Consider the following 23,604-nt stretch of genomic DNA (forward strand, 5'->3'; position numbering starts at 1 on the left):
ACTATCGGTGGACGATCACTAGTGCACCCACTTTTCTGCCGGGTGCGCGAAAGGGGAACTGCGATGCGCATTCTGGTCACCAACGACGACGGAATCGACGCGCCCGGCTTGTCGACCGTGGCACAGGCACTCGTCCGAGCAGGACACGAGATCGTCGTCGGCGCTCCCATGACGGAGAGCAGTGGAAGCGGAACGTCGCTCGGCACGCTTGAACACGGCGCAGTCGTCGCCGTCGAACCACGGACGCTTCCAGGACTTCCGACAGTGGAAGCGTTCGCGTTCGACTGCCCGCCTGCATTCGCAGTCCTCGCGTTCTGCGCAGGACAGTTCGGTCCGCAGCCGGATCTCGTGGTCAGTGGTATCAATCCCGGCCACAACACCGGCAGATCCGTACTTTTCTCGTCCACCGTGGGCGCTGTACTGACGGCTCGAATCGCCGGCATAGGCGGGGTGGCCGTCAGCTGCGGTTTCCCTCCCGACCACCGGTTCGACACGGCAGCCGAGGTCGCAGTTCGAGTCGTGCGGTGGATAGAGGAGAACGACGCGCACCGAATGACACTGAACGTGAATGTCCCGGACGTGGACTTCGACCAGTTGCGCGGCCTCTGCGTCGCATCCCTCGGCGCACGCAGCCTGCTCGGGCTGAGAATCACTCGAGTGGACGGCGGAGTGGAACTGTTGCGTTACGACAACACAAGTGGTTTGAGCATGGGTACCGATGCGGCGACGGTTCGAGCCGGCTCGGTCGCGGTGACTGCACTGACGTCCGTCGGGTCCGACGACGATGTCGCCGCCACGACCCTGGGCACGGTCGTCGACGTGTTGAAGACCGCGGGCGCTACGCGCTGGTGAGTGGAAATGCGCACCCTGGTGCGCATTTCCACTCACATGCCGCGAAGCGGCCTACTCGTCCTGCTCACCACGTTTCCGGCCGGACACCATGATCAGGTCCTGGTGCAGTTCCATCCAGATGTCGTGGTAGCTGTCGTACATCGGCCTCGCGAACGCAGCGCGATCACCGCCCTCGATCCGCGTCAGCGCCGCCGACAGCCTGGAGGAATACAACCCCATGCGAGGGTCCTCCACCCCCAACGGTTCCAGCGCTTCGACGATCTCGACGTGGACGGCAGCCAGATCGTTCACGACGCCGGAGTCGTAGTCCGGATCCGAGTGGTCGTTCGGCGTCGTCTCGTCGCGCATCTGCCACGCATTACAGATCTGCTTGAATCGCCTGTTCAGCGGCAGGAACACGTGATGAAACTCCGCTACCGCCGGGCCCGGATGCACCGCACCCAGCAACTCGGCATGGAGTTCCTTCCCGACCGGAGTCAGCATCGTCCCGCTCATCCGCCCCTCCTTCCGCACGACCAGATGATCCTGGAGGAGCGGCTCCAGCCGCGACGCAAGTACGTCAGGGGCAAGTCCGACCATCGCGGCCAGGACCGGATCCGTCGCCAGTCCCTTGATTCGGATGGAATGCAGAATCGAGAACGATTCCTGCGCAGTGGTCGTCATGAGTGCCCTCCTGTAGAAGCGAATTCGTCTTTCAATGCACGCTTGTTCAACTTGCCGGTCGGCAACCGAGGGAGCCTCGCGACGAACTCCACGACCCGCGGAGTCTTGTAGTGGGCCAATCGGTCCCGGCAGTACGCGATGAGGTCGGCCTCGGTGACCGCAGCGTCGGCAAGTTCGACGACAGCTTTGACCCGTTCACCGAATTCCGCGTCGGGAATGCCGAAGACGGCCGCATCGAGAACACCCGGGTGTCCGACGAGTACTGCCTCGATCTCGTCGGGATAGATGTTGACACCCCCGGAGATGATCATGAAACCCTTGCGCCCGACCAGATAGAGGAAGCCGTCGACGTCGACGTATCCGACATCGCCCATCTGTTTCCACCCGCTGGAGTCGGCCGCATTCGTATAGGACTGCGCCGTAACGGGTTCGAACCAGACAGTTCCCACCTGCCCGGCAACCACTTCGACACCGTCGTCGTCGGTGATGTGCACCGCCGTCGATCCGAGCGGCGTGCCCACCGAACCGGGATGCGTCCTGGCGTCCATCGGGGAGATGTACGTATGCCCGTAACCCTCGGAAGCCCCGTAATACTCGTGCAGAATCGGCCCCCACCACCGATCGATTCCGTTCTTGACGTCGACGGAGCACGGAGCACCCGACGTGAACGCGACCCGATGAGATACCGGACGGTAACGATCGGCGCCCTGAAGGTTCAGCAACCGGACGAGCATCGTCGGCACCCACTGCGAGTGCGTCACTCCGTAGGCCCCGATCGCATCCAACGCATCCGCGGCGTCGAACTTCTCCATACAGACGATCGTTCCGCCCGCCGCCAGCGTGATGAGCTGGAAGGTGAACGGCGCTGCGTGATAGTTCGGTGCGGGTGACAACAGCACCGTGTCCGCGTCGATCTCCAACTTGTCGACGAGACCTGCATGTCGCGGCGGCGCATCCTCCGGGTGCACTCCGAGAAGAGACTGACGAAAGGCCTTGGGACGACCGGTTGTTCCGCCACTGAACAGCACCCGCGCACCGAGCAGTTCACCGTCGACCGGAGTCTCGGGCCGCCCGTCGAGCGTGCTCGCGAGGTGTTCGAAACCGGGAACGTCGTCGACGCACAAGCGCAGCGGGCGTTGCCCTGCGGATTCCAATGCTCCTGCCACCGTCGATGCCAGTCCTGCACTGGTGACGACACACGCGGGCTCCGCTTCGGACACCAGAGCCGCCAGCTCCGTCGCCTGGAGATGCCAGTTCACCGGCGTCACGAACATCCCGGTACGCATCCCGGCAGCGACGACGACGGGCCAGTGGAGATTGTTCTCCATCACGATGACGACGGTGTCGCCGCTGCTCAGGCCGTGCTCACGCCATCTGTGTGCCAGTTGATTGGACCGGGCATCGAGCTCGCCGTACGTCAGCGACGCACCTGAACCCGCCATGACGTAGGCCAGGTCGTCCGGTCTGTCCCGGGCAATGCTCGGTGGGTACACCTGAAACCTCGTTTGCGAATAGTCGGTCACTAACGTTTTCAAGATATGCGCACGTCACTTTTTTCACAAGATGTGGTTCACACCACTTTGAAAGTGTGGTTTAGTGAAACCCGAGTCGCAAACCAAGCAGTACACGGGAGGACACGATGACGATCACCGACGACGTCGACCTGATGGACCTCCGTCCTTTCGCGGACGGATCCGACCACACTATCTTCGCGCATCTACGCGACGCAGATCCTGTGCACTGGAACGAAGAACCGAACGGACCGGGATTCTGGTCGGTCACCAGATACGACGACGTCAAGACCGTTGCCTCGTCGTTCGAGGACTTCTCCGTCACCGACGGTACCCAGATCGCCAGCAGGCGCGCCGAGGGTGAAGGCGCACGCAGCATCCATCACGTCGATCCGCCCGAACACGGACCGCTACGCGGGATAGTGACTCCTCACGTACGGCCGGTGAAGATCAAATCACTGGAAAAGGACATCGCCGCCGTCATCGATTCCTTGCTCGACACCGCCACCGATGCAGGAACCGTCGACCTCGTCGCCACCGTCACTTCCCAACTTCCACTGGTGATGATCGGCCGACTCCTGGGTGCTCCGCTCGAGGACTGCCCGAACCTGTTGAGGTGGACCAACCAGATGGCAAGCGAGGATCCGGACTACTCGGAGGGTCCCGAGACAGCAGTCCGAGCCCGCGATGAGGTCTTCGGCTACTTTCGGGGCTTGGAGGAGCTGCGCCGACAGTGCCCAGCCGACGACCTGATCAGCGTCCTCACGGCTGCCGAACTGGACGGAAAGCCCCTGACGCGTGGTTATCTCGACGCCTACTACCTGATTCTCATGGTCGCGGGAAACGAGACCACCAGGAACCTGTTGTCCGGCGGAGTTCAGCTGCTGCACGAGAACCCCCGTTGGTGGAATTACATGCGAGAGAACCCCGCGAAGATCCGCGTCGTCGTCGAGGAGATGGTGCGAATGACCTCTCCCGTTCTCTCGATGCGTCGCACCGCGACTCGCGATATCGATATGCACGGCAAGACGATCCGAACCGGCGACAAGGTGGTCATGTGGTTCTGTTCGGCCAATCGCGACGAGCGGGTGTTCGACAATCCCGAGGAGTTTCGAGGTGACCGATTCCCCAACGAACACGTCGGTTTCGGTTGGGGCGCGCACGCGTGTCTCGGCTCGAACCTGGCGCGCCTCGAGGCCAAGCTGTTCTTTCAACGCATCGTCGAACGAGGCCTGCGCATGGACGTCACAGGTGACGTGAACCGATTGCAAAGCAACTTCTTTCGAGGAATCAAGACATTGCCGGTGAAAGTGACCCGATTCGATGGCTGAACATGCGGTGACCCTGATCGACGGTGCCGCGTCGACGTCGGGTGACCTGATCGACGTCGTCGACCCGTTCACCGGCCGATCCATCGGCTCGACACACGAATCCGGACCTGCATCGGTGGATCACGCAGTGCGTTCTGCCGCACAAGCATTCGACGAGTGGTCACGCGTGCCGGTCGACGAACGTGCCGCCGTGCTCGAACGTGCCGCACAGCTGGTCGACGAACACAGCACGACCATCGCATCCACAGTGACCGGAGAGATGGGCATGCCCATCGGACTCTCCACGGTGACACAGGCTCGGTTACCCGCAACGGTTCTACGATCCGCCGCGGCCACAGCCCGGTCGTTCCCGTGGGTCGAAGACATCGCCGGTGCTCGACTTCGGCGTCGCCCGAGCGGAGTCGTAGCTGCGATCACACCGTGGAACATGCCCGTCCACCAGATCGTCGCGAAAGTGTCCGCAGCTCTGGCCGCAGGCTGCTCCGTTGTCCTCAAGCCGTCGGAAGCCACACCCTTCGATGCCGTACTGATCGCACGGATCTTCCTGGACGCGGGAGTGCCACCAGGCGCATTCGACGTGGTCCAAGGCACAGGCGCAGTCACCGGGTCCGCCTTGGCCGCCCACCCGGGCGTCACCCACGTGTCCTTCACCGGAAGCGTCGCAGCCGGTCGCACAGTGGCCACCCTCGCAGCAGGGGCACTGTCCAGGACGACCCTGGAGCTCGGCGGAAAGTCGCCTGCGGTGCTCCTGCGCGGCGCCGACCTCGATGTTGCGGTGTCCGGTGCGCTCGGAAGCGCACTCGTCAACTCCGGGCAGGCATGCAATGCGCCCACGCGCCTGGTGATTCCCGCAGAACTGGCAGGTGAGATCGAAGAACGCATTGCCGAGGTGACCTACGTACTGGGTGACCCGTCCGATCCAGCCACCACACACGGTCCACTCGCATCCAAACGTCAATTGGATCGTGTTGTCGACTACGCACAGTCCGCCCTGGCCGACGGCGGACGTCTCGTCGTCGGCACCGGCAAGCCCGAGTCGGGCTGCTTCGTGGCCCCGACTGTGATTGCCGATCTTCCGGCAACCGCCCGAGCCGTTCGCGAAGAGATCTTCGGACCGGTCGTCGTACTCCAGACCTACCGCGATGCCGACGAAGCAATACAGCTGGCAAACGACAGCGATTTCGGGCTGTCCGCGGAAGTCTGGGGCGAGACGTCCGAAGCCGAGAGTGTGGCAACCAAACTCCATGTGGGACAGGTCAAGGTGAACGGTGTGAAAACCAGAGACAGGCCTGCCGTACCGTTCGGTGGCGTCAAACAGTCCGGGTACGGACGCGAGCTCGGCGCGCTCGGGCTCAGTGAGTTCACCGATGTCACGGCGGTGATGTCATGACACTGGTCGTAACGGGTGCAGCGTCGGGCATCGGTTTGGCACTGGTGCGCCGAGCAGTTGCCGCCGGCCACGAGGTCTGGGCCCTGGACAGGAATCCGTGTCCGGAGCCGGACGCCCGCTCCGTTCTCTGCGACCTGTCCGATCCGGACGCTATCGAGGCAGCGGAGCTTCCATCGCAGGTCGACATGCTCGCCAACGTCGCCGGTGTTCCCGGAACGGCCCCAGCCGACACGGTACTCGCGGTCAACACACTGGGCATGCGACTGCTCACCGCACGGTGTGTGGGCACGATGCAGCGAGGCGCGCGTATAGTCAACGTCGCTTCCGTTGCGGCACATCGCAACACACTCGGACTACCCGAGATCGCCCGCCTGTTGGAAGTGACGGACCGTGCAGGACTGCGCTCGTGGCTCGACGCGTATCCCCTCGACGGCCCTGCCGCCTACGACACGTCGAAACGTGCGGTGCTGGAGTGGACGTCGTCGCTCGCCTGCCACCTGATCCCCCGCGGAATCGGTGTCGTGTCGGTCAGCCCAGGCCCGACCGAGACGCCGATCCTCGCCGACTTCGAAGCGAGTATGGGTGCGGCCTCCATCGATCGGTCGCAGGCTGCAGTCGGTCGACACGGTACCGCCGACGAAATCGCCGCCGTCGTAGAATTCTTCCTCTCCCCTGCTGCGTCCTGGACCAACGGCATCGATGTACCGGTCGAGGGCGGCCTGTTCGCGACCAGGTCCGCTCTCGTGTCGAACCCACTGAAAGGACTCGCGTCATGAGCATGCCGACGATCGTAGATCTGAACGGCACCGAACCAGGCAGCCGCGAGCTGCTCGGCGGAAAAGCCTACAGCGTCAACAAGATGCGCGCCCTGGGACTACCTGTTCCACCGGCTTTCGCTCTGACCACACCGCTCTGTGCGCAGTACCACGACAACGGTGGAGCTTTACCCGACGACGTGTGGTCCGAGGTCCTCGAGCATCTGGCCCGCCTCGAACACGAGACAGGCCGGAAGTTCGGCGTCGGACCGTTTCCTCTCCTCGTGTCGGTTCGGTCCGGAGCCGCGCAGAGCATGCCGGGCATGATGGACACGGTGCTCAATCTGGGTCTCACCGAGCCACTGCGGGACGGACTTGCCGACGCCACCGGAGACACCGAGTGGGCACGAAACACGTGGACTCGCTTCTGTGAGAGCTACACGTCCATCGTCGGACCGGTCCCCGACGATCCCTACCGACAACTCCGAAACGCAATCGGTGCGGTGTTCGATTCGTGGAACAACGAACGTGTCGCCGCTTACCGGGCTCGTCACGGCCTCGGCACGGGCACCGGAACCGCTGTCACGGTGCAGGCCATGGTCTTCGGAAATCGCGACGAACGATCCGGAACCGGCGTGCTGTTCAGTCGCAATCCGAGCACCGGCGAGAACGCGATCTTCGGGGAATGGTTGGCCCGGGCGCAGGGCGAGGACGTGGTGTCCGGGGAACGCACCCCGACGCCGGTCGGCCATCTGAAACAGAGCTTGCCGCACCACTATGCCGAGCTCGAGAAGATCGCCGAGGTGCTCGAGCAGGATCACCGCGACTTGGTGGACATCGAGTTCACCATCGAGTCCGACACGCTCTACGTACTGCAGTGTCGGAAAGGCAAGCGGTCCGCAGCCGCAGCGGTGCAAGTGGCCGTCGACCTGGCTCACTCCGGAACCATCTCGCACAGCGAAGCCGTCGAGCGAGTATCGGCGAAGCACATCCGATCACTCGAACAGACCGACGAGGTCGGAGCCGGTGCTCCTGTCGTCGCACAGGGCAACGGCGCCGGCCCTGGCGCAGCAGCAGGTGTGGCCGTTACCGATACCGACGAAGCTCAGCGTCTCGGAGCCGACGGTACGGCCGTGGTCCTCGTCAGACCGTCGACTGCACCCGACGACGTGCCTGCAATGTTCGAATCCGTGGCGGTGGTCACCGAGGTGGGAGGTTCGACGTCGCACGCCGCGCTCGTCTGTCGCGAGATCGGGCTGCCCTGCGTAGTCGGGTGCGGTCCGGGCACCGTCGATGCATTGCTGGGACGCACCATCACCGTCGACGGCGCGTCAGGGAAGATCTACGAGGGGAACGTCCTGCAGGCAGGCACGCGGACTCATGAGTCGTTGACCGAACTGTTGACGTGGCTTCCCAACCCTCTTCCGGCCGACCACCATCTGGCGTCGGTGACCAACCGGCCTCTCGAAAGTGCGTGACGACATGACAGAGAATGCGGCAACCACCGGAATCGACGCCGAGTTCACCCGGGCCGGCCTCGTCGAGAACACCCCGACCTCCCCGAAGCGGGCCAATCGTCGGGGCGAGCAGACCCGGGACAAGATAGTCGCGGCCGCGACCGAGTGTTTCACCGAGTACGGCTACACGCGGACACGCATCTCCGACATCACGCACCGCGCCGACACCGCGCAGGGGAATTTCTATCGCCACTTCACCGGTCTCGACGACGTGTTTCTCGCGGCGTTGCGGCCGGCGCTCGCGGATCTGTCCAATTCGCGCGGGCGGCCGGACCGTGCCCACGGCGAACTCGACTCTCTCATCGAGGTGAACACGACCTACCTGCAGACGTATTCGCGTCACCGACACATGCTGCGCTTGCTTCGTGAGGCAGCGGCGGCCAGCGCAAACGAAGGCTTTCAGCAGTTGTGGCTGAACCTCCGATCGGATTACGTCGCCCGCACCCAGCGGTGGCTGGAACGTCTCGCCGCATCCGACGTGATCGAGAACCGAGATTTCGAGCTGCTCGCGGAAACGCTCGGATGCATGACCGAGCAGTTGGCCTACGTCCACATCGGGCTCCCGGCCAGCACACCGAAGCGCGAACGTATCGACGAGCTCGGCCGGATTCTGGGCGAGGTCTGGTACCAGTCCCTTCCGTTCAGGACCACGACATGACCGATCCCGCCGTCCGCACTCTGGGCTCGGATCTCACCATCCTCGACGTCGTCCAGGAGACGGCGGACGCGGTGTCGATCGTGTTCGATACGCAGATCCCGTACACCCCCGGGCAGTTCCTCACCCTTCGTGTGCCGAGCGAACGCACCGAGTTCGTGGCCCGGTGCTACTCACTCGCCAGTTCACCGGTTACGGACATCCATCCCAAGGTGACTGTCAAACGCACGCGCGACGGGTACGCGTCGAACTGGTTGTGCGACAACGTCAAGCCGGGTTCGGTTCTGCGGGTGCTTCCCCCGAGCGGCACGTTCGGTCCTGCCTCGTTCGACCACGATCTCGTGTTGTTCGCCGGGGGCAGCGGAGTAACGCCGGTCATCTCCATTCTGAAGTCGGCACTGGAGTCTTCGGACTCCCGAGTCGCGGTCTTCTACGCCAACCGCGATCGAGAGTCGATCATCTTCGACGCAGAACTTGCCGGCCTCCAAGAGCGCTATCGCGGACGAATCGTCGTCGAACACTGGCTGGAGTCCGAACGTGGTATCCCCACCGACGACGACCTCCGCCAATTCGCCACCGCCTACACGAACAGGCACGCATACATCTGTGGCCCCGGCCCGTTCATGGCTGCGGTCGAATCCGCGCTGCAGGATCTCGGTGTCGGGCACGTTCATGTCGAACGGTTCGCCTCCTTGACGGGCGACCCGTTCACGCTGGCGCCTGCGGCCGCCCCGTCCGGTCGGGCATCCACTGTCTCCGTCGAACTGGACGGCGAACAGCACTCGTTGACGTGGCCCGCCGAGTCGACACTCATCGACGTGCTGCTGAACGCAGGAATCGACGCACCCTACTCATGCCGAGAGGGCGAATGTGGTTCCTGCGCATGCACGTTGAAATCCGGGACAGTCGAGCCGGGGGACGGCACGGCACTCACCGAGAACGACCTCGACGACGGTTACATACTCGCGTGCCAGGCGACACCGACGAGCGAGCACCTGGAAGTCGAATTCTGATCGTAGCCCGGCGCACATCCGTCGAAGGGAGGATCGGGAGTCGATCGACGAAAACCAGGAACGCCTAACGTACAGCGTACGGTAGACTGGTCGTTCACTCGACCGGCGAAAGGCAACTACACGCGATGACCACGGCCGAAGCACTAGACACCATCCTCGTTCGAGGCGCACGCGAGAACAATCTGCACGGCGTGGACCTCGACTTACCCAAACGTCGGCTCATCGTGTTCGCCGGAGTCTCCGGTTCCGGCAAATCCTCGTTGGTGTTCGACACCATCGCCGCCGAAGCGCAGCGCCAGATCAACTCGACCTTCACCGCATTCGCCCAGACGTTCCTTCCGTCCTACGGCCGACCCGATGCCGATCTGATCGCCAACCTCTCCGCCGTCGTCATCGTCGACCAGAAGCGTCTGTTCGGAGGGCCCCGGTCGACCGTCGGCACCATCACCGACATCGGTGACTGGCTGCGCATGCTGTGGTCCCGCGGGGTGACGCCGTCGATCGGCTACGCGAACGCGTTCTCCTTCAACGACCCGGCCGGCATGTGCCCCGAATGCGAGGGACTCGGGGAAGCGAAGATCATCGACATGGACGAACTCGTCGACGAATCGAAGTCGTTGCGCGAAGGCCCTTTCAAGCATCCGGACTTCGAGCCGGGCAAGTGGCCGTACCGGGTGTTCGCCGACTCCGGGTTGTTCGATCTGGACGTCCCCGTCGAGCAGTACTCCGCCCGTGAACGCCACATCTTCTTCGATGCCAAGCCCGGTGAGGTCGACGTGGTCAACACCGAGGCCCTCATGAAGAGCTACGAAGGAATCGTTTCGCGCTTTCGCCGCAGCTATCTGTCGAAGGATGCCGATGCACTCAAGGGCAAAGCGAAGGCAGCGTTCGACCGGATCGTCACACGCGGCGAGTGCGAGGCATGTGGCGGCACCCGCTACAACGAGACCATCCGCGGCGCGACCCTCCACGGACTGTCGTTACCCGACGCCTTCGCCATGCAAGTGTCCGAACTCGCCGAGCGCATTGCCGGATGGAACCTGAGGGAACTGAACACCTTCCGTGACGAGATCGTGCTGCAACTGCGCAGGCTCGTCGATCTCGGGCTCGGCTATCTCAGTCTGAACCGAGCGACGTCGACCCTGTCCGGGGGCGAATCTCAGCGCATCAAGATGGTGCGCCACCTCGGCGCGACGCTCAACGACATGCTCTACGTGTTCGACGAGCCGACCACCGGCCTGCACCCACGCGACGTGCACCGCCTCAACGACATGCTCCTTGCGCTGCGAGACAAGGGAAACACGGTCCTCGTCGTCGAGCACGATCCTGAAGTGATGGCCATCGCCGATCGCATCGTCGAAATAGGCCCAGGCGCAGGCAAAACCGGCGGGAACGTGGTGTTCGAAGGAACCTACGACGAATTGGTGGCCGCCGACACCAGAACAGGTAGTGCGCTCCGCCGCGACGGTCACTCCATCTCCGCTCCACGAACACCCACCGACTACCTGCACATCACCGGTGCCGACACCCACAACCTCCGAAACGTCAGTGCCGACATTCCACTGGGCGTTCTGACAGCCGTCACCGGCGTCGCGGGATCGGGGAAATCGAGTCTCATCCACGGTCATCTGCGTTCGGTCGCACCCGACGCCGTCATCATCGATCAATCGCCCATCCGCGGGTCACGGCGCTCCTCCCCCGCAACGTATTCCGGACTCCTCGACCCCATCCGTGCGTACTTCGCGAAGAAGACCGGCCAGCCGGCGTCTCTGTTCTCTCCCAATTCCGACGGTGCCTGCCCCGACTGTCAGGGCAGCGGCATCATCTTCACCGATCTGGGGTTCACGGACCCGGTGTCCAGTACCTGTGAAACGTGCCAGGGACGGCGTTTTCGGCCGGGAGCGATCCGGCACACCGTCGACGATGTCAGTATCGCGGACGTATTCGAGATGTCCGTCGAGGACGCGCAGGACTTCTTCGAGGTCAAGAAGATTCGTGACATCCTGCACCGGTGCTCCGACGTCGGCCTCGGATATCTCTCGCTGGGCCAGAATCTTTCGTCGTTGTCCGGTGGAGAACGTCAGCGCCTCAAGCTCGCGACGGAACTGGTCGGGTCGTCTCCCATACTGGTCCTGGACGAGCCCACTACCGGCCTGCACCCGTCGGATGTCTCGAATCTCATCGCACTGTTGTCCGGCATGGTCGACGAGGGCCGCAGCGTGATCGTCATCGAGCACAACCTCGACGTCGTCACAGCGGCCGACTGGGTCATCGATCTCGGACCCGACGGCGGTCTGGGCGGAGGTGAGGTCGTGTTCACCGGAACGGTCGCGGATCTGGTGAACACCGACACGCACACAGGTGTCCATCTCGCCAAGAGCCTGAGGCGCCGACCCGACGGCAGGTAGGTTCGGTGATCATGAGCAGCGACACATCGACCGCCCTGGCCCGCGCCGCCTACACGACGTTCGAGCCGTTTCACATCACCGCCTATTTCAATCCCCTGCTGAAGACGGTCTCCGTGGACGCCGGGTTGGACGGGCACGCGTGGTACGTCGGGTCGCGTGCCGCACCGCTCGGTGAGACCGCGGCGACTGTCGTCGCGGCGACGTTCTACAACTTCAATCCCGCGCTGATCGAGCGCGTGTGGCCGGCCGCCGTCGACGCCGGGCTGGAGAAGATCACCGAACGCCGCTGGACCATGCTCGACACCGTCCTCGGCGACGCACTGGGCGAACTGGTGTCCGACCCCGATCTCCCCCGTGTGGCCGATCGACTGCGCGACATCGGCGACACCGCCTGTTTCGCAGGTCGGCCACTGTCTGCAGCATGGCACTCGACACAGCGACCGGACGCACCACATCTGGCGCTGTGGCATTCCATCGCCGTGATCCGCGAATGGCGAGGCGACGGTCACCTGGCCGCACTCGTCGACGCCCAACTCGATCCGACGGAAGCCGTCGTGTTCCACGAGGCGGAGCATCCGGACCCGAAAGCTCGACGAGTGCTCGGCAAGCGCATCACCCAACTCACCCGCCAGTGGTCGGACGAGGAGTGGGCCGCCGCCGCGGATCGTCTCGCCTCCCGAGGACTGCTCACGACCACCGACGGGCGAGAAGCCCTCACCGATCGAGGCGTCGAACAGGACGCGCACATCGAAGCCAGGACCGATGCGCTGGCGTCGTCGATCTGGAAGAACGTGCCCGACGCGGAAGCCCTGGTCACCAGTGTCCGCCCGTACGTCAAGGCCGTCATCGATGCGGGCATTCTGCCCGGCACCAAGAAGAAGAGCTGATCGACCGAGCGTCTCCGAGCACGAGGCCCCGTCGACCGTGGTCGGCGGGGCTTCGGGCTGCCCGGGGGAATTTATTCTTGTCGGAGGGAATTGATATCGTCGCGAGCACGTTAATTGAGCCGAAGACGCTCAACCTTGCAGTAGGAGGAACGAATGCCGGCATACCTGGGTCCGCAGGGTCCCCGCCGTATCGACATCAGCCGTTTGATGAGCACGGCTACCCAGTCGCTCATCGGAGATGCAGCCACGTTCGCTGCCGGTCGCGGTGATGCAGAATTGGATGCACTGCACGTTCTGCACGTCATGGCGAAGAACGACCCCACCCAGGACCTCATGCAGCGCGCGGGTGCGACGCCCGACTCGGTGGCGGACGCCGTGGAGCTTCGGCTCCCCCAGGCGCGCGAGACCTCGGTCAGCGCCACCACCCTGAGCAGCACCTTGAAAACCGCCATTCTCGAGGCTCACCACATCGCACAAAGCCTCGGTTCGACGTACATCGATCCCGAACACCTGTTCCTGTCCTTCGCCGCCGATCCGGAGCACATCGCCGGCCGGCTGCTTGCGGACGAGGGCATCACTCCCGAAGGCCTGCAGACTGCACTGAAGGGTGGTTCCGTGGAACCGCAGTCGCAGTCCGAGACGCCGACGCTCGACAAGTACGGCGTCGATCTGACCGAGCGTGCGCGCGAGGGTGGTATCGACCCGGTCATCGGCCGTTCCGACGAGATCGCGCAGACCATCGAAATCCTCTCCCGTCGCACCAAGAACAACCCGGTCCTCGTCGGCGAGGCAGGTGTCGGCAAGACTGCCGTCGTCGAAGGGTTGGCTCAGCGCATCGTCGACGGTGACGTTCCCGATCGGTTGTCGGGCAAGCGCATCGTGCAACTCGACCTGTCGTCCATGGTCGCGGGCACCCGCTACCGCGGTGATTTCGAGGAGCGCTTGACAAAGGTGATCGACGAGATCGTCGCGCACTCCGACGAGCTCATCGTGTTCATCGACGAGGTGCACACCATCGCCGGCGCGGGCGGAGGCGCCGAGGGCGCCATGGATGCCGGAAACATCCTCAAGCCCAAGCTCGCTCGCGGCGAACTGCACATCGTCGGCGCCACCACCCTGGACGAGTACCGCACGAACATCGAGAAGGACCCCGCCCTCGAACGCAGGTTCCAGCCGGTGACGGTTCCCGAGCCGAGCGTGGACGACGCCAAGGCCATCCTCACCGGGCTGCGTAGTCGGTACGAGGAGCACCACGGTGTCACCTTCACCGACGAGGCAATCAGTGCCGCCGTCGAACTCTCCGATCGCTACATCGGTGACCGCTTCCTCCCGGACAAGGCCATCGACCTGATCGATCAGGCGGGTGCCCGCAAGCAACTCGCCAGGCCGAGCATCGACGTCGACGCGATCGAGAAGAAGATCGCCGCAGTGGAAGTCGAGAAGGCGACGGCCATCGAGAAGGAAGACTACGAGCGCGCATCTCAGCTTCGCGACGAAGCACAGCGGCTGCAGGACCGCCTGAACGGAAAATCCGATGACGATGCACCCGAGGTGTCCGCCGAGGACATCGCCGACATCGTCTCGCGGGCAACCGGAATCCCGGCAAACCAGATGACGCAGGAGGAGAAGGAACGTCTACGGCGTCTGGAATCCGAGCTGCACGAGCGCGTCGTCGGTCAGGACGAGGCCGTCGAAGCCATCGCCCGTGCGGTGCGGCGCAGCCGGACCGGTATGAGCGATCCGGACCGTCCCGTCGGCAGCTTCCTGTTCCTCGGTCCGACCGGCGTCGGCAAGACCGAGCTCGCGAAAGCCCTGGCTTCGTCTTTGTTCGGTGACGAGAAGAAGATGCTGCGCCTCGACATGAGCGAGTTCGGTGAACGCCACACCGTCAGCCGACTCGTCGGTGCGCCTCCCGGATACGTCGGTTACGGCGAAGCAGGCCAGCTCACCGAGCAGGTGCGGCGCAATCCGTACTCGGTGGTGCTGCTCGACGAGATCGAGAAGGCCCACCCCGACGTGTTCGACACACTTCTCCAGGTGCTCGACGACGGCAGGTTGACCGACGGTCAGGGCCGCACGGTGAACTTCAGGAACACCGTGGTGATCATGACCAGCAACCTCGGCTCGGACATCATCTCCAGCAAGTCCGGCGGCACCGGATTCAACACCGGTGTCCTCGACGAGAAGCCCTTGCGTGCGCGAGTCATGGGACGCCTCCGTGAATCGATGCGACCGGAGTTCCTCAACCGCATCGACGAAATCGTGGTGTTCCGCAAGCTCGATACCGAACAGCTCCACCGGATCACGGACCTGATGCTCGCCGAAAGCCGGGAACGTCTCTCGGCCAAGGGCATCGAGATCACGTTCAGCGACTCGGCCGTCGACTGGCTGGCGAAGAACGGTCACCAGCCCGAATTCGGTGCCCGGCCGTTGCGCCGATCGATCCAGCGAGCACTCGACGACAAGATCGCCGACCTGCTGCTCGACGATGCCCTCACCGAAGGCGGCAGCGTATCCGTCGACGTCGCGGACGACGAACTCGCCTTGAACGTGGCGTAGCGCAACTCCGTCGAAACCCTCCCGTGCAGTCAGGCGCGGGAGGGTTTCTCACGTAGTGTCCACCGCCGATACCTGCGTACCGCTACGACGTAGCGCACCCACGCAACCAGCAGCGAAACAACAAGGATCAGAATCCATCCGACCATGACGAAGTACCAGGTTCCCCAAACCAGGACGAGGGCAACAGCCGCCCCTGCAGTCTCCGGCGAGAACACCCCATTCATTGCCGCCAAGACCCAGAGGACAACAATCGCAGTCCCTTCGCACACCCCGTAGGTCGCGACAGCACTCACCACGAGCGATTCCCGCCACAGCCACACGAACGACGGCTTCTGTTCCATTGATCCCCCACCAGCGCCATCGACGACACTCCCCGACCGGCAGAGTACAACGCACTGCGGCAAAGATGAGCAGATGATTCTTGAACATGCTCTACTTCACGTCACATCCGATCGCTCGGAGGAATTCGAGACCGCTTTTGCGCACGCCAAGTCGATCATCTCGGCGATGCCGGGGTTCGTGACACTTTCCCTCTCGCGCGGCGTGGAGCAACCAGGGGTCTACCTTCTGCTCGTCGAATGGGAGACCCTCGAAGCCCATACCGAGGGTTTCCGCGGATCAGCGGAGTACCAGGAGTGGAAGGCGTTGCTGCATCATTTCTACGATCCGTTTCCGGTCGTCGAGCACTTCTCGCCGGTTCTTCGGGCCTAGCATGGATGCACCCCTCAGCACCGAAGGAGACCAACCAGTGCCCACTGCAGCGTCGTACACCTCGAAGCAGGATCAGCTCGAGATCAGCACCAATACCTGGCCCACAGCGGTCACGCCTGCTCGTGGTGTCGTTCAGATAGCCCATGGTCTTGCCGAGCACGGCAGTCGATACGCCCGCTTCGCCGGGGCGCTGAACGACGCCGGGTTTCACGTCGTGGCATCCGATCATCGAGGCCATGGCACGTCGATCGAGCAGACACCGGGCGATCTGGGGGCACCGGGCTTTCCTGCGCTGTGGGCGGACATCGAACAACTGGGCGAGCAACTGTTGAACGAGTACCCGGACCTACCTCTGTTCCTCTTTGCACACTCGATGGGTTCGTTTGCTGCCCAACATGTTCTGATCGAGCGGTCCGATCTGTACGAGGGCGTGGTCCTGTCCGGGTCTACCACCCTCGATGTGCTCGCCGCGGGCATGGTCGACGCCCCGGCCGGTGATCTCAGCGTGTTCAACAGCGCCTTCGAGCACCGCACCGGATACGAGTGGTTGTCGCGCGACGAGTCGGAAGTCGACGCCTACGTCGCCGACGAGCTGTGCGGCTTCGACCTGCCCGCGGCGACGGTGCCCGCGTTGTTCACCGAGGCGGACAAGCTTGCAGATCCGCACGAGCTCGAGGAGATCCGGTCCGATCTGCCGCTGCTGATCACGTCGGGATCCGACGACCCGCTGGCCGGCGGCGGACAGCTGATCGAACAACTGGCCGCGCGCTACCGCGAGGCCGGGCTCAGCGATGTGACGGTGAAGATCTACCCCGGAGCCCGCCACGAGATCCTGAACGAAACGAACAGGGACGAAGTCACCGCAGACATCGTCGGATGGCTGACGAGCCGCCTCACCTGAGCCGGAGCTTCACGGGCTGCCCGTCCTCCGGGAAGGGCAGCGACGTGAAGTTCAGTGGTGCAACGTAACTCGGGTCGACTTCCCAGTCGAATCGGAGCAACAGATGATGCATGATCGTCTTGATCTCCGCTCCGGCGAAGAACATTCCGATGCACTTGTGCACTCCGCCGCCGAACGGCTCCCACGCGTAGCGATGAACCTTGTCCTCGCGTCGATCTGCACAGAACCTGTCCGGATCGAACTTCTCCGGATCCGGCCAGTACTGCGCCATGTGATGAGTGAAGTGCGGGGCTACGGATGCGTATGTTCCGGCGGGGACGAACTTTCCCTGCACCTCGGTGTCCTTCACAGCGCGACGAGCCACGACGGGAGTCGGCGACACGAGGCGCAGGCATTCCTTCATGACCAGGTCGACGCTCACCAGTTCGTCGAGTTGATCCAGCGTCGGCGACTCCGTTTCCAGCGCAAGCGATTCGGCTCGGCACTTCTCCCGCCACTCCGGATGCTGCCCGAGATACTGCATCATCGTCGACAGCGTGATGGTCGAGGTATCATGCGCCGCCATCAGCAAGAAAATCATGTGGTCAACCACTTCGTCGTCCGAAAAACGCTGACCCGTATCGGATTCGATGTGACAGAGAACGGAGAAGAGATCATCGGTCTCGCGGGCGCGACGCGCAGGCAGATAACGCCGGAAGAAGTCGTCGAGCACCTTCCGTCCGTCGAGCCCACGCTTCCATCGAGTCCCGGGTAGGCGGTATCGAACGATCGACGTGGCAGCCTGGACGCAGGCCACGAAACTTGCGTTCACGACGTCGATCTCGGCATCGCTGCTGTTCTCGGCTCCCCCCATGAACACCGACGTCGCGACGTCGAGAGTCAGCGCCTTCAGTGCCGGATAGACCTGTACGGCGTCACCGGCATGCCACCCGTCGAGCCCCGAGGCGACCACCGGATTGAGAGAGTCGACCGATCTGACGAGCCTCTCACGGGTGAACGCCTGTTGCATGATTCGTCGATGTCGCAGGTGCTCGTCGGAATCCAACAGCATGAGCCCGCCGTGGAAGAACGGGCCGATGAGCAGCGACCACCCGTCGCTGTTGACGAACGCCTTGTCCTTGTTCTGCAGGACCTCCTGGCATGCGTCCGGCCCGAGGACGGTGATCCATCGCTGCCCGGCCATCGTCAGCCACGACACGTCGCCGTACTTGTCCCATCGACTACGAAACAGAGTCAGGGGATCGCGAATGTATTCGAGCGTGTGACCGACGACGGGCAGTCCCCCGTCACCGGAGACTGCTTTCAACGGGGATCGAGCCGGTGGTTCCGCCAGGATTCGTGCCATTCGCCAGACCTTCCTCGATCTGACAGGGAGCCCTGTCAGATAACTGTAGTGTGCGTCACACTTCTCGCGTCTGTCAACATCTACTCATGTCGACAACCCGCAGATACGCAGGCATGAGCGCCGACGACCGTGCCGCCGACCGTCGGGCACGCCTACTCGAAGCCGGGCTGGAGGTGTTCGCGGCCTCAGGAGCCAACGGCGCAACCATGACTGCGATCTGCGCACAGGCCAAACTCACCGAACGCTACTTCTACGAGAGCTTCACCAGCCGAGACGATTTACTGCGCAACGTCGTCGACGCGGTGTCCGACGAGATCCGCACCGCAGCCCTGGACGCACTCCACTCCCCCGCGGACAGCGTCGAAGCACAGGTCCGACACGCCATCACCGCGTTCGTCACGGTCCTCACCGACGATCGACGCAAAGGCCGCGTCGCGATGATCGAGTCCTCGGCCGTCGAGTCGCTGCGCACGCATCGCCGGGAGTCGATGCGTGAATTCGCCCGCCTCGTCGCCGCAGAAGCCCACGAACTCTACGGCGACCACGCATTGCCCGAGCCCGAGTCGCAGATCACCGGCCTCCTGTTCATCGGAGGCCTGGCCGAACTCGTCGTCGCCTGGTTGAACGACGAAATCGACGTGACCCCGTCACAGATCGTCGACGCCGCAACACGCCAGTTCGTCGCGACGACGCATCGCTGAAAAAGCTACAGTCGAGAAAGTGGCCCACACTCGTCGACCGAAGCAGTCGACACCCGCAGACAAGACCTGTGCGTCGTGCGGGCGGCGCATCGAGTGGCGCAAGAAGTGGGAGAAGAACTGGGATGACATCAAGTACTGCAGTGATTCCTGCCGGCGGCACAGGGTGAGCGCGACGGACCGTCAGCTGGAGGACAAGATCCGGGAGCTGCTCGACGCCCGCTCGCGCGATTCGACGATCTGCCCGTCGGACGTAGCGCGCGCGATGTCCGAGAACGACTGGCGAGACCTGATGGAGCCGGTGCGCAAAGCTGCACGCCGCCTGGTTGACGCCGGGGAAGTTCAGATCACCCAGAAAGGTTCGGTCGTGGACCCGTCGACAGCCAAGGGCCCGATCAGGATTCGCTGGACGCGCTAGTCGTCCAACCGCGGGAGCAATGGGGGTTCCGAATGCAACTGCTGCATCACTGATTTCAAGTTTCCCAGGATCCGCGGCAGCGCTTCGGCATCGTCACCCAGTTCGCGCATGGGGCTTCCTTCGCCGACGAGCTCGAGCACCATCGTCGCCATCCGGGCAGTCGCCTTGCTGTACAGGTCGTCGTGCGGGCGTCCGAGCCTGTCGGCGACCGCCTGCTCGAGCATCACGCGCTCGTGCATGTACTGCTCGAACAGCCGTGTCGTGAGCGACGGCGTCACGTCCAGAATCTGCTGAATCTGCACGAAGCGCTCACTGCCCGCCCGAGGCGTGAGGAGCAGCGCACGGAGCGCATGGCCCAACGACACCTCCAGTGGCTCGTCCTCGGGGCGCGAACGCAGCTCGTCCGCCATCTGCCCGTTGAGCTCCAACGGTCCGACGACCAGTAAGTCCTTCGTTGGGTAATACCGGTACAACGTGGTCGTGCCGATCTCGGCCTTGGCCGCGATCTCTTCCATCGTCGTCTTCTCGTATCCGCGATCGAGGAACAGCGAGAATGCCGCGTCGAGTATCAACTCACGCGTCTGCGCCGCGTGCACTTCACGTAACCCCATGCTCAGCAATGTAGCAGCTGCCCCCTTTTCGGTAGTGACTACCGTCACGGGTCAGAAATGTGGTAGTCACTACCAAGTAGGTTTACGCTTCTCAATCAGAGATCACCTCCAATCGAAAGGTGCCACCCATGGCATGGCAACTGTTCAGGCTGGGCCGATGGTCCTTCCTGCATCGCAAACTCGTCGCCGGCGTCTGGGTGGTATTACTGCTGCTCGGAGTGCTCGGCGCGTCCACGTTGAACACCCAGACGTCCGACTCGTTCGAGCTCGACGGCATCGAGTCCACCGAAGCCTTCTCGCTCATCTCCGAGCGCAGCGGTGAGTCCGCAGACGGTGCCACCGCACGCATCGTGTTCGAAGCGCCCGAAGGCCAGTCGCTGACGGAACCATCGAATCGAACCGCAGTCGCCGACGCCATCGCGTCGGTCCAGTCCGAGCACGTCGCGTCGGCAACGGATCCGTTCACCGCGGGCACCATCTCGGAGAACGGTCGGGCCGCCTACGCGACCGTCACTTACACGACGCCGGCTATCGATCTCGTCGACGCGGACCGCACCGCTCTCGACGAGGCGAAGACGGTCGGTGAAAACGCAGGACTCACCGTCGCTGTCGGTGGCGACGCCGTCACGGCCATGGGAGAGGTTCCCCTCGGAGAACTGATCGGCATCGGTGTCGCGATCATCGTCCTGGCCATCACCTTCGGATCGCTCGTCGCCGCAGGCATGCCCCTGCTGACGGCACTCATCGGTGTCGGAATCGGCATCATGGGCATCACCGTCCTCGGCGCATTCGTCGAACTCAGCTCGGTCACTTCCGCATTGGGCACGATGCTCGGACTCGCCGTAGGAATCGACTACGCGCTCTTCATCATGTCCCGCTACCAAAGCGAAGTCAGACAGGGACATTCACTGGAGGAAGCGGCAGGCAAAGCCGTCGGCAGTGCCGGGTCGGCGGTCATCTTCGCCGGACTGACCGTCATCATCGCGCTCGCCGGACTCTCGGTGTGCGGGATCGGATTCTTGACGCAGATGGGCGTCGGCGGCGCCTTCATGGTGTTCATCGCCGTGCTCGTCGCACTGACGTTGCTGCCCGCGATCCTCGGTTTCGCCGGCAGGAAGGTCCTCGGAGGGAAGATCAAAGGCCTGAAGACCGTCGATCCCGAGAACCCGGAGACACGCACCAACGGGCAGCGGTGGGTCGAGAAGGTGAGCGCGTTCAAATGGCCCGCGCTCGTCGCAGGTCTGCTTGTCGCCGCTGTGGTCTCGCTGCCCATCGCCTCGATGGAACTGGCACTGCCCGACGACGGTGCCGCCCCCACCGGCAGTGACAACCGCGTCGCGTTCGACACCATCGCCGACAACTTCGGCCCCGGCGCCAACGGTCCCCTCGTCGTCGTCGTCGACACCGAAGGTGCTGCGGATCCCGTCGCGGCCGTCGGCACCGCCGTCGACAAGCTGGAAGGAATCGGCACCGACATCTCGACCATCGTGCCTCCAGTCGCCGAGGTACTCGAACCCCAGCTTGCTGCAGTCGGATTCACTACGGTGCAGATCATTCCGGACAGCGCACCGTCCGACGCTGCCACCAAAGAGTTGGTCTCGACGATCCGCGACACGATGTCGGACCTGCCCGCCGAAACCGGCGCCCGTGCCCTGGTCACCGGACAGACGGCAGTGGGAGTCGACATCGCCGACGAACTCACCTCGGTGTTCCCGCTGTACCTGGCTGTGGTCGTCGGGCTCGCCTTCATCCTGCTGATGTTGGTCTTCCGCTCGATCCTCGTGCCTCTCAAGGCTGCTCTCGGATTCCTTCTGTCCGTGGGCATCTCGCTCGGAGCGACGGTGGCAGTGTTCCAGTGGGGCTGGTTGGCGAACCTCATCGGCGTCGACACCCAGTCACCCGTCGTGTTCATCCTCCCGCTGCTGCTGACCGGCATCCTGTTCGGTCTGGCCATGGACTACGAGGTGTTCCTCGTCAGCCGCATGCGAGAGGCCTACGTCCACGGCACCCCCGCGAAGCAGGCCGTGATCGTCGGATTCCAGCACAGTGCTCGCGTCGTCGTCGCGGCAGCCGTCATCATGTTCGGCGTCTTCGCCGGCTTCGCGCTGACCGACCAGGTGATCATCAAGACCATCGGATTCGCCTTGGCCATCGGCATTCTCGCCGACGCGTTCCTGGTCCGCATGATGATCGTCCCGGCCGTCATGGCCATCGTCGGCGACAAGATGTGGTGGTTGCCCAAGTGGCTGGACCGAGTCCTGCCGAACCTCGACGTCGAAGGCGAAGGCTTGAACGACAAGCTGGCCCCGGCGAGAACTCCGGAACCTGCACACAGCTGACCTCAGGATCCGTCGTGGCCGCCTCGATCGCCCGAGGCGGCCACTTCGGCTTCGTGCGGGCGGCGTGTCAGCGAAGCAGCCCCGCAGCGGTGGTCGCGTCAATGATCAGCGAGGACACCAACCCGGACTTCAGAACGGACCGAACAGCCTCGAGTTTCTTCTCGCCCGCGACGATGGCGACGACGTCGGCGATCCCCCTCAAGTCCTCTTCCGACACCCCGATCCGGCGATCGTCCAATCCCTCGACGCGATTACCGTCGGAGTCGAGCAACAAAGCACACGACTCGGCAACCACACCTCGCGCCGTCAGTTCTTTGGCCTCAGCCGGCGACACCAAGTCGTAGACCTGAGACAACCCCGGTTGCCACGCGCCGATGGACACAACAGCTTTGGTCACCGACGCATGATGTTTCAGCGTTTCCTGAATGCCACGACTTCCCCGCAACGCGTCGCCGGTTCTGGAGTCGGCCACCACCAGCGGCGCATACATCGACCACGCGTGTCCGCCACCGAGTTCGGTGATCCGACGCACCAACTCGGCCGAGGTCGAGCTGACTGCTCCCGCCATTCCGGTCAACTGCACCACGTCGCACGTCGCGATCGAATCCAGATGCGTCGTCATCCTCGACAACGTTCGACCGCAGTCCACCCCGAGTACGTCAGTGGGAGTGACGATTTCGCTGAGCAGATCAGCGGTGACACGGCCGACGGCGTCCCAGAGAACGCCCTGCTCCTCCCCTCCCGTACGCACTGCGAACGCCATGCGTAACCCGAAGGTGTCCTTGAGCGCACGAGACAGTTCGATGTCGATGGACTCGGGTGCATGAACCTTGATCTCGACCATGCCCGACGCCACGGCGTCCTCGAGTATTCGCGCCACCTTGAATCGGGAGAGCCCCAGTTCCTCGGCGATCTGTATTCGGGTACGGCCGTCGAGGTAGTAGCGCCGCGCGACCAGTCCGCGCTGAGTCAGTTCTTCCGGACCAACCCGCGGAACATTCTGCTCCGGCATGACCCCTCCCTTCGGCTCACATGAGCCT

The 23,604-nt window shown here is 63.6% G+C and carries 21 protein-coding genes and 1 pseudogene; 16 read left to right on the top strand and 6 right to left on the bottom strand.

Going from position 1 to position 23,604, the window contains the following annotated elements:
• Positions 1-63: 63 nt before the first annotated feature.
• Positions 64-852, top strand: a complete 789-nt coding sequence (surE, locus tag CH290_RS17015; protein ID WP_027498975.1) for a 5'/3'-nucleotidase SurE — start codon at positions 64-66, stop codon at positions 850-852.
• A gap of 51 nt (positions 853-903) precedes the next feature.
• On the opposite strand, the gene CH290_RS17020 is transcribed toward surE, so the two are convergent.
• Both CH290_RS17020 and CH290_RS17025 read right to left on the bottom strand, forming a co-directional pair.
• The gene (locus CH290_RS17020; protein ID WP_033187939.1) at positions 904-1,515 is read right to left on the bottom strand and encodes a hypothetical protein; all 612 of its coding nucleotides are present in this window, start codon (positions 1,513-1,515) and stop codon (positions 904-906) included.
• Positions 1,512-3,008 (bottom strand): AMP-binding protein, encoded by a 1,497-nt coding sequence (locus CH290_RS17025; RefSeq protein ID WP_033187940.1) that lies wholly within the window; start codon positions 3,006-3,008, stop codon positions 1,512-1,514. The genes CH290_RS17020 and CH290_RS17025 overlap by 4 nt, the downstream gene beginning before the upstream one ends.
• A gap of 146 nt (positions 3,009-3,154) precedes the next feature.
• Between CH290_RS17025 and CH290_RS17030 the strand changes: the two genes are divergently transcribed.
• From CH290_RS17030 to CH290_RS17070, 9 genes are all read left to right on the top strand, one after another.
• The gene (locus tag CH290_RS17030) at positions 3,155-4,357 is read left to right on the top strand and encodes a cytochrome P450 (RefSeq protein ID WP_033187941.1); all 1,203 of its coding nucleotides are present in this window, start codon (positions 3,155-3,157) and stop codon (positions 4,355-4,357) included.
• The gene (locus CH290_RS17035; RefSeq protein WP_230620840.1) at positions 4,350-5,747 is read left to right on the top strand and encodes an aldehyde dehydrogenase family protein; all 1,398 of its coding nucleotides are present in this window, start codon (positions 4,350-4,352) and stop codon (positions 5,745-5,747) included. The genes CH290_RS17030 and CH290_RS17035 overlap by 8 nt, the downstream gene beginning before the upstream one ends.
• On the top strand, positions 5,744-6,523 hold the full coding sequence (locus CH290_RS17040; RefSeq protein WP_019667716.1) for an SDR family oxidoreductase: 780 nt from the start codon (positions 5,744-5,746) through the stop codon (positions 6,521-6,523). The genes CH290_RS17035 and CH290_RS17040 overlap by 4 nt, the downstream gene beginning before the upstream one ends.
• Complete coding sequence (locus tag CH290_RS17045) at positions 6,520-7,980, top strand: pyruvate, phosphate dikinase (RefSeq protein WP_033187943.1); 1,461 nt, start codon at positions 6,520-6,522, stop codon at positions 7,978-7,980. Before CH290_RS17040 ends, CH290_RS17045 begins: the two co-directional genes overlap by 4 nt.
• 4 nt (positions 7,981-7,984) lie before the next feature.
• A complete protein-coding gene (locus tag CH290_RS17050) occupies positions 7,985-8,677 on the top strand; it encodes a TetR/AcrR family transcriptional regulator (RefSeq protein WP_033188020.1) in 693 nt (230 codons plus the stop codon).
• Positions 8,674-9,687: a ferredoxin--NADP reductase gene (locus tag CH290_RS17055; RefSeq protein WP_033187944.1), complete on the top strand. Its 1,014-nt coding sequence runs from the start codon at positions 8,674-8,676 to the stop codon at positions 9,685-9,687. Before CH290_RS17050 ends, CH290_RS17055 begins: the two co-directional genes overlap by 4 nt.
• 125 nt (positions 9,688-9,812) lie before the next feature.
• The gene (locus tag CH290_RS17060) at positions 9,813-12,095 is read left to right on the top strand and encodes an ATP-binding cassette domain-containing protein (protein WP_033187945.1); all 2,283 of its coding nucleotides are present in this window, start codon (positions 9,813-9,815) and stop codon (positions 12,093-12,095) included.
• 11 nt (positions 12,096-12,106) lie between these two features.
• Positions 12,107-12,982 (top strand): SCO6745 family protein, encoded by an 876-nt coding sequence (locus tag CH290_RS17065; protein ID WP_441347087.1) that lies wholly within the window; start codon positions 12,107-12,109, stop codon positions 12,980-12,982.
• Positions 12,983-13,135: 153 nt separating this feature from the next.
• On the top strand, positions 13,136-15,541 hold the full coding sequence (locus tag CH290_RS17070) for an ATP-dependent Clp protease ATP-binding subunit (protein WP_033187947.1): 2,406 nt from the start codon (positions 13,136-13,138) through the stop codon (positions 15,539-15,541).
• Positions 15,542-15,570: 29 nt separating this feature from the next.
• Here the strand turns inward: CH290_RS17070 and CH290_RS17075 are convergent, their stop codons facing one another.
• The gene (locus CH290_RS17075) at positions 15,571-15,882 is read right to left on the bottom strand and encodes a hypothetical protein (RefSeq protein ID WP_033187948.1); all 312 of its coding nucleotides are present in this window, start codon (positions 15,880-15,882) and stop codon (positions 15,571-15,573) included.
• 73 nt (positions 15,883-15,955) lie between these two features.
• On the opposite strand from CH290_RS17075, the gene CH290_RS17080 reads away from it, so the two are divergent.
• Both CH290_RS17080 and CH290_RS17085 read left to right on the top strand, forming a co-directional pair.
• The gene (locus CH290_RS17080; protein WP_033187949.1) at positions 15,956-16,252 is read left to right on the top strand and encodes an antibiotic biosynthesis monooxygenase family protein; all 297 of its coding nucleotides are present in this window, start codon (positions 15,956-15,958) and stop codon (positions 16,250-16,252) included.
• 37 nt (positions 16,253-16,289) lie between these two features.
• A complete protein-coding gene (locus tag CH290_RS17085; RefSeq protein ID WP_033188021.1) occupies positions 16,290-17,153 on the top strand; it encodes an alpha/beta fold hydrolase in 864 nt (287 codons plus the stop codon).
• Here the strand turns inward: CH290_RS17085 and CH290_RS17090 are convergent.
• The gene (locus CH290_RS17090) at positions 17,146-18,498 is read right to left on the bottom strand and encodes a cytochrome P450 (protein ID WP_020112725.1); all 1,353 of its coding nucleotides are present in this window, start codon (positions 18,496-18,498) and stop codon (positions 17,146-17,148) included. The two genes, CH290_RS17085 and CH290_RS17090, sit on opposite strands and share 8 nt — an antisense overlap.
• 86 nt (positions 18,499-18,584) lie before the next feature.
• On the opposite strand from CH290_RS17090, the gene CH290_RS17095 reads away from it, so the two are divergent.
• The 3 genes and pseudogenes from CH290_RS17095 to CH290_RS30760 all read left to right on the top strand — a co-directional run bounded on the left by CH290_RS17095 (position 18,585) and on the right by CH290_RS30760 (position 19,614).
• Complete coding sequence (locus CH290_RS17095; RefSeq protein WP_371828051.1) at positions 18,585-19,199, top strand: TetR/AcrR family transcriptional regulator; 615 nt, start codon at positions 18,585-18,587, stop codon at positions 19,197-19,199.
• Positions 19,200-19,218: 19 nt separating this feature from the next.
• Positions 19,219-19,347, top strand: a pseudogene (locus CH290_RS30755) (DUF2256 domain-containing protein); the annotation flags it as partial.
• 15 nt (positions 19,348-19,362) lie between these two features.
• Positions 19,363-19,614: a DUF3253 domain-containing protein gene (locus CH290_RS30760; RefSeq protein WP_230594088.1), complete on the top strand. Its 252-nt coding sequence runs from the start codon at positions 19,363-19,365 to the stop codon at positions 19,612-19,614.
• On the opposite strand, the gene CH290_RS17105 is transcribed toward CH290_RS30760, so the two are convergent.
• Positions 19,611-20,225 carry a TetR/AcrR family transcriptional regulator gene (locus CH290_RS17105; protein WP_033187951.1) on the bottom strand — a complete coding sequence of 205 codons (615 nt, stop codon included), beginning with the start codon at positions 20,223-20,225 and terminating at the stop codon, positions 19,611-19,613. The genes CH290_RS30760 and CH290_RS17105 overlap by 4 nt on opposite strands.
• 128 nt (positions 20,226-20,353) lie before the next feature.
• Here CH290_RS17105 and CH290_RS17110 point away from each other — a divergent pair, with 128 nt between their 5' ends.
• Positions 20,354-22,564, top strand: coding sequence for an MMPL family transporter (locus CH290_RS17110; RefSeq protein WP_033187952.1), 2,211 nt, complete (start codon positions 20,354-20,356; stop codon positions 22,562-22,564).
• A gap of 67 nt (positions 22,565-22,631) precedes the next feature.
• On the opposite strand, the gene CH290_RS17115 is transcribed toward CH290_RS17110, so the two are convergent.
• Positions 22,632-23,576, bottom strand: coding sequence for a sugar-binding transcriptional regulator (locus CH290_RS17115; protein WP_019667701.1), 945 nt, complete (start codon positions 23,574-23,576; stop codon positions 22,632-22,634).
• Positions 23,577-23,604 lie beyond the last annotated feature (28 nt).

Source organism: Rhodococcus sp. 06-156-4 (assembly GCF_002259345.1).
Taxonomy (GTDB): Bacteria; Actinomycetota; Actinomycetes; order Mycobacteriales; family Mycobacteriaceae; genus Rhodococcoides; species Rhodococcoides fascians_E.

Bases quoted from the DNA above. Each gene is read 5' to 3' on its own strand.
- CH290_RS17035 (WP_230620840.1), top strand. From the start codon at position 4,350: ATGGCTGAACATGCGGTGACCCTGATCGACGGTGCCGCGTCGACGTCG.
- CH290_RS17030 (WP_033187941.1), top strand. From the start codon at position 3,155: ATGACGATCACCGACGACGTCGACCTGATGGACCTCCGTCCTTTCGCG.
- CH290_RS17095 (WP_371828051.1), top strand. From the start codon at position 18,585: ATGTCGACAACCCGCAGATACGCAGGCATGAGCGCCGACGACCGTGCC.
- CH290_RS17060 (WP_033187945.1), top strand. From the start codon at position 9,813: ATGACCACGGCCGAAGCACTAGACACCATCCTCGTTCGAGGCGCACGC.
- CH290_RS17050 (WP_033188020.1), top strand. From the start codon at position 7,985: ATGACAGAGAATGCGGCAACCACCGGAATCGACGCCGAGTTCACCCGG.
- surE (WP_027498975.1), top strand. From the start codon at position 64: ATGCGCATTCTGGTCACCAACGACGACGGAATCGACGCGCCCGGCTTG.
- CH290_RS17115 (WP_019667701.1), bottom strand. From the start codon at position 23,576: ATGCCGGAGCAGAATGTTCCGCGGGTTGGTCCGGAAGAACTGACTCAG.
- CH290_RS17020 (WP_033187939.1), bottom strand. From the start codon at position 1,515: ATGACGACCACTGCGCAGGAATCGTTCTCGATTCTGCATTCCATCCGA.
- CH290_RS17075 (WP_033187948.1), bottom strand. From the start codon at position 15,882: ATGGAACAGAAGCCGTCGTTCGTGTGGCTGTGGCGGGAATCGCTCGTG.
- CH290_RS17065 (WP_441347087.1), top strand. From the start codon at position 12,107: ATGAGCAGCGACACATCGACCGCCCTGGCCCGCGCCGCCTACACGACG.
- CH290_RS17110 (WP_033187952.1), top strand. From the start codon at position 20,354: ATGGCATGGCAACTGTTCAGGCTGGGCCGATGGTCCTTCCTGCATCGC.
- CH290_RS17045 (WP_033187943.1), top strand. From the start codon at position 6,520: ATGAGCATGCCGACGATCGTAGATCTGAACGGCACCGAACCAGGCAGC.
- CH290_RS17105 (WP_033187951.1), bottom strand. From the start codon at position 20,225: ATGGGGTTACGTGAAGTGCACGCGGCGCAGACGCGTGAGTTGATACTC.
- CH290_RS17055 (WP_033187944.1), top strand. From the start codon at position 8,674: ATGACCGATCCCGCCGTCCGCACTCTGGGCTCGGATCTCACCATCCTC.
- CH290_RS17070 (WP_033187947.1), top strand. From the start codon at position 13,136: ATGCCGGCATACCTGGGTCCGCAGGGTCCCCGCCGTATCGACATCAGC.
- CH290_RS17090 (WP_020112725.1), bottom strand. From the start codon at position 18,498: ATGGCACGAATCCTGGCGGAACCACCGGCTCGATCCCCGTTGAAAGCA.
- CH290_RS17080 (WP_033187949.1), top strand. From the start codon at position 15,956: ATGATTCTTGAACATGCTCTACTTCACGTCACATCCGATCGCTCGGAG.
- CH290_RS17040 (WP_019667716.1), top strand. From the start codon at position 5,744: ATGACACTGGTCGTAACGGGTGCAGCGTCGGGCATCGGTTTGGCACTG.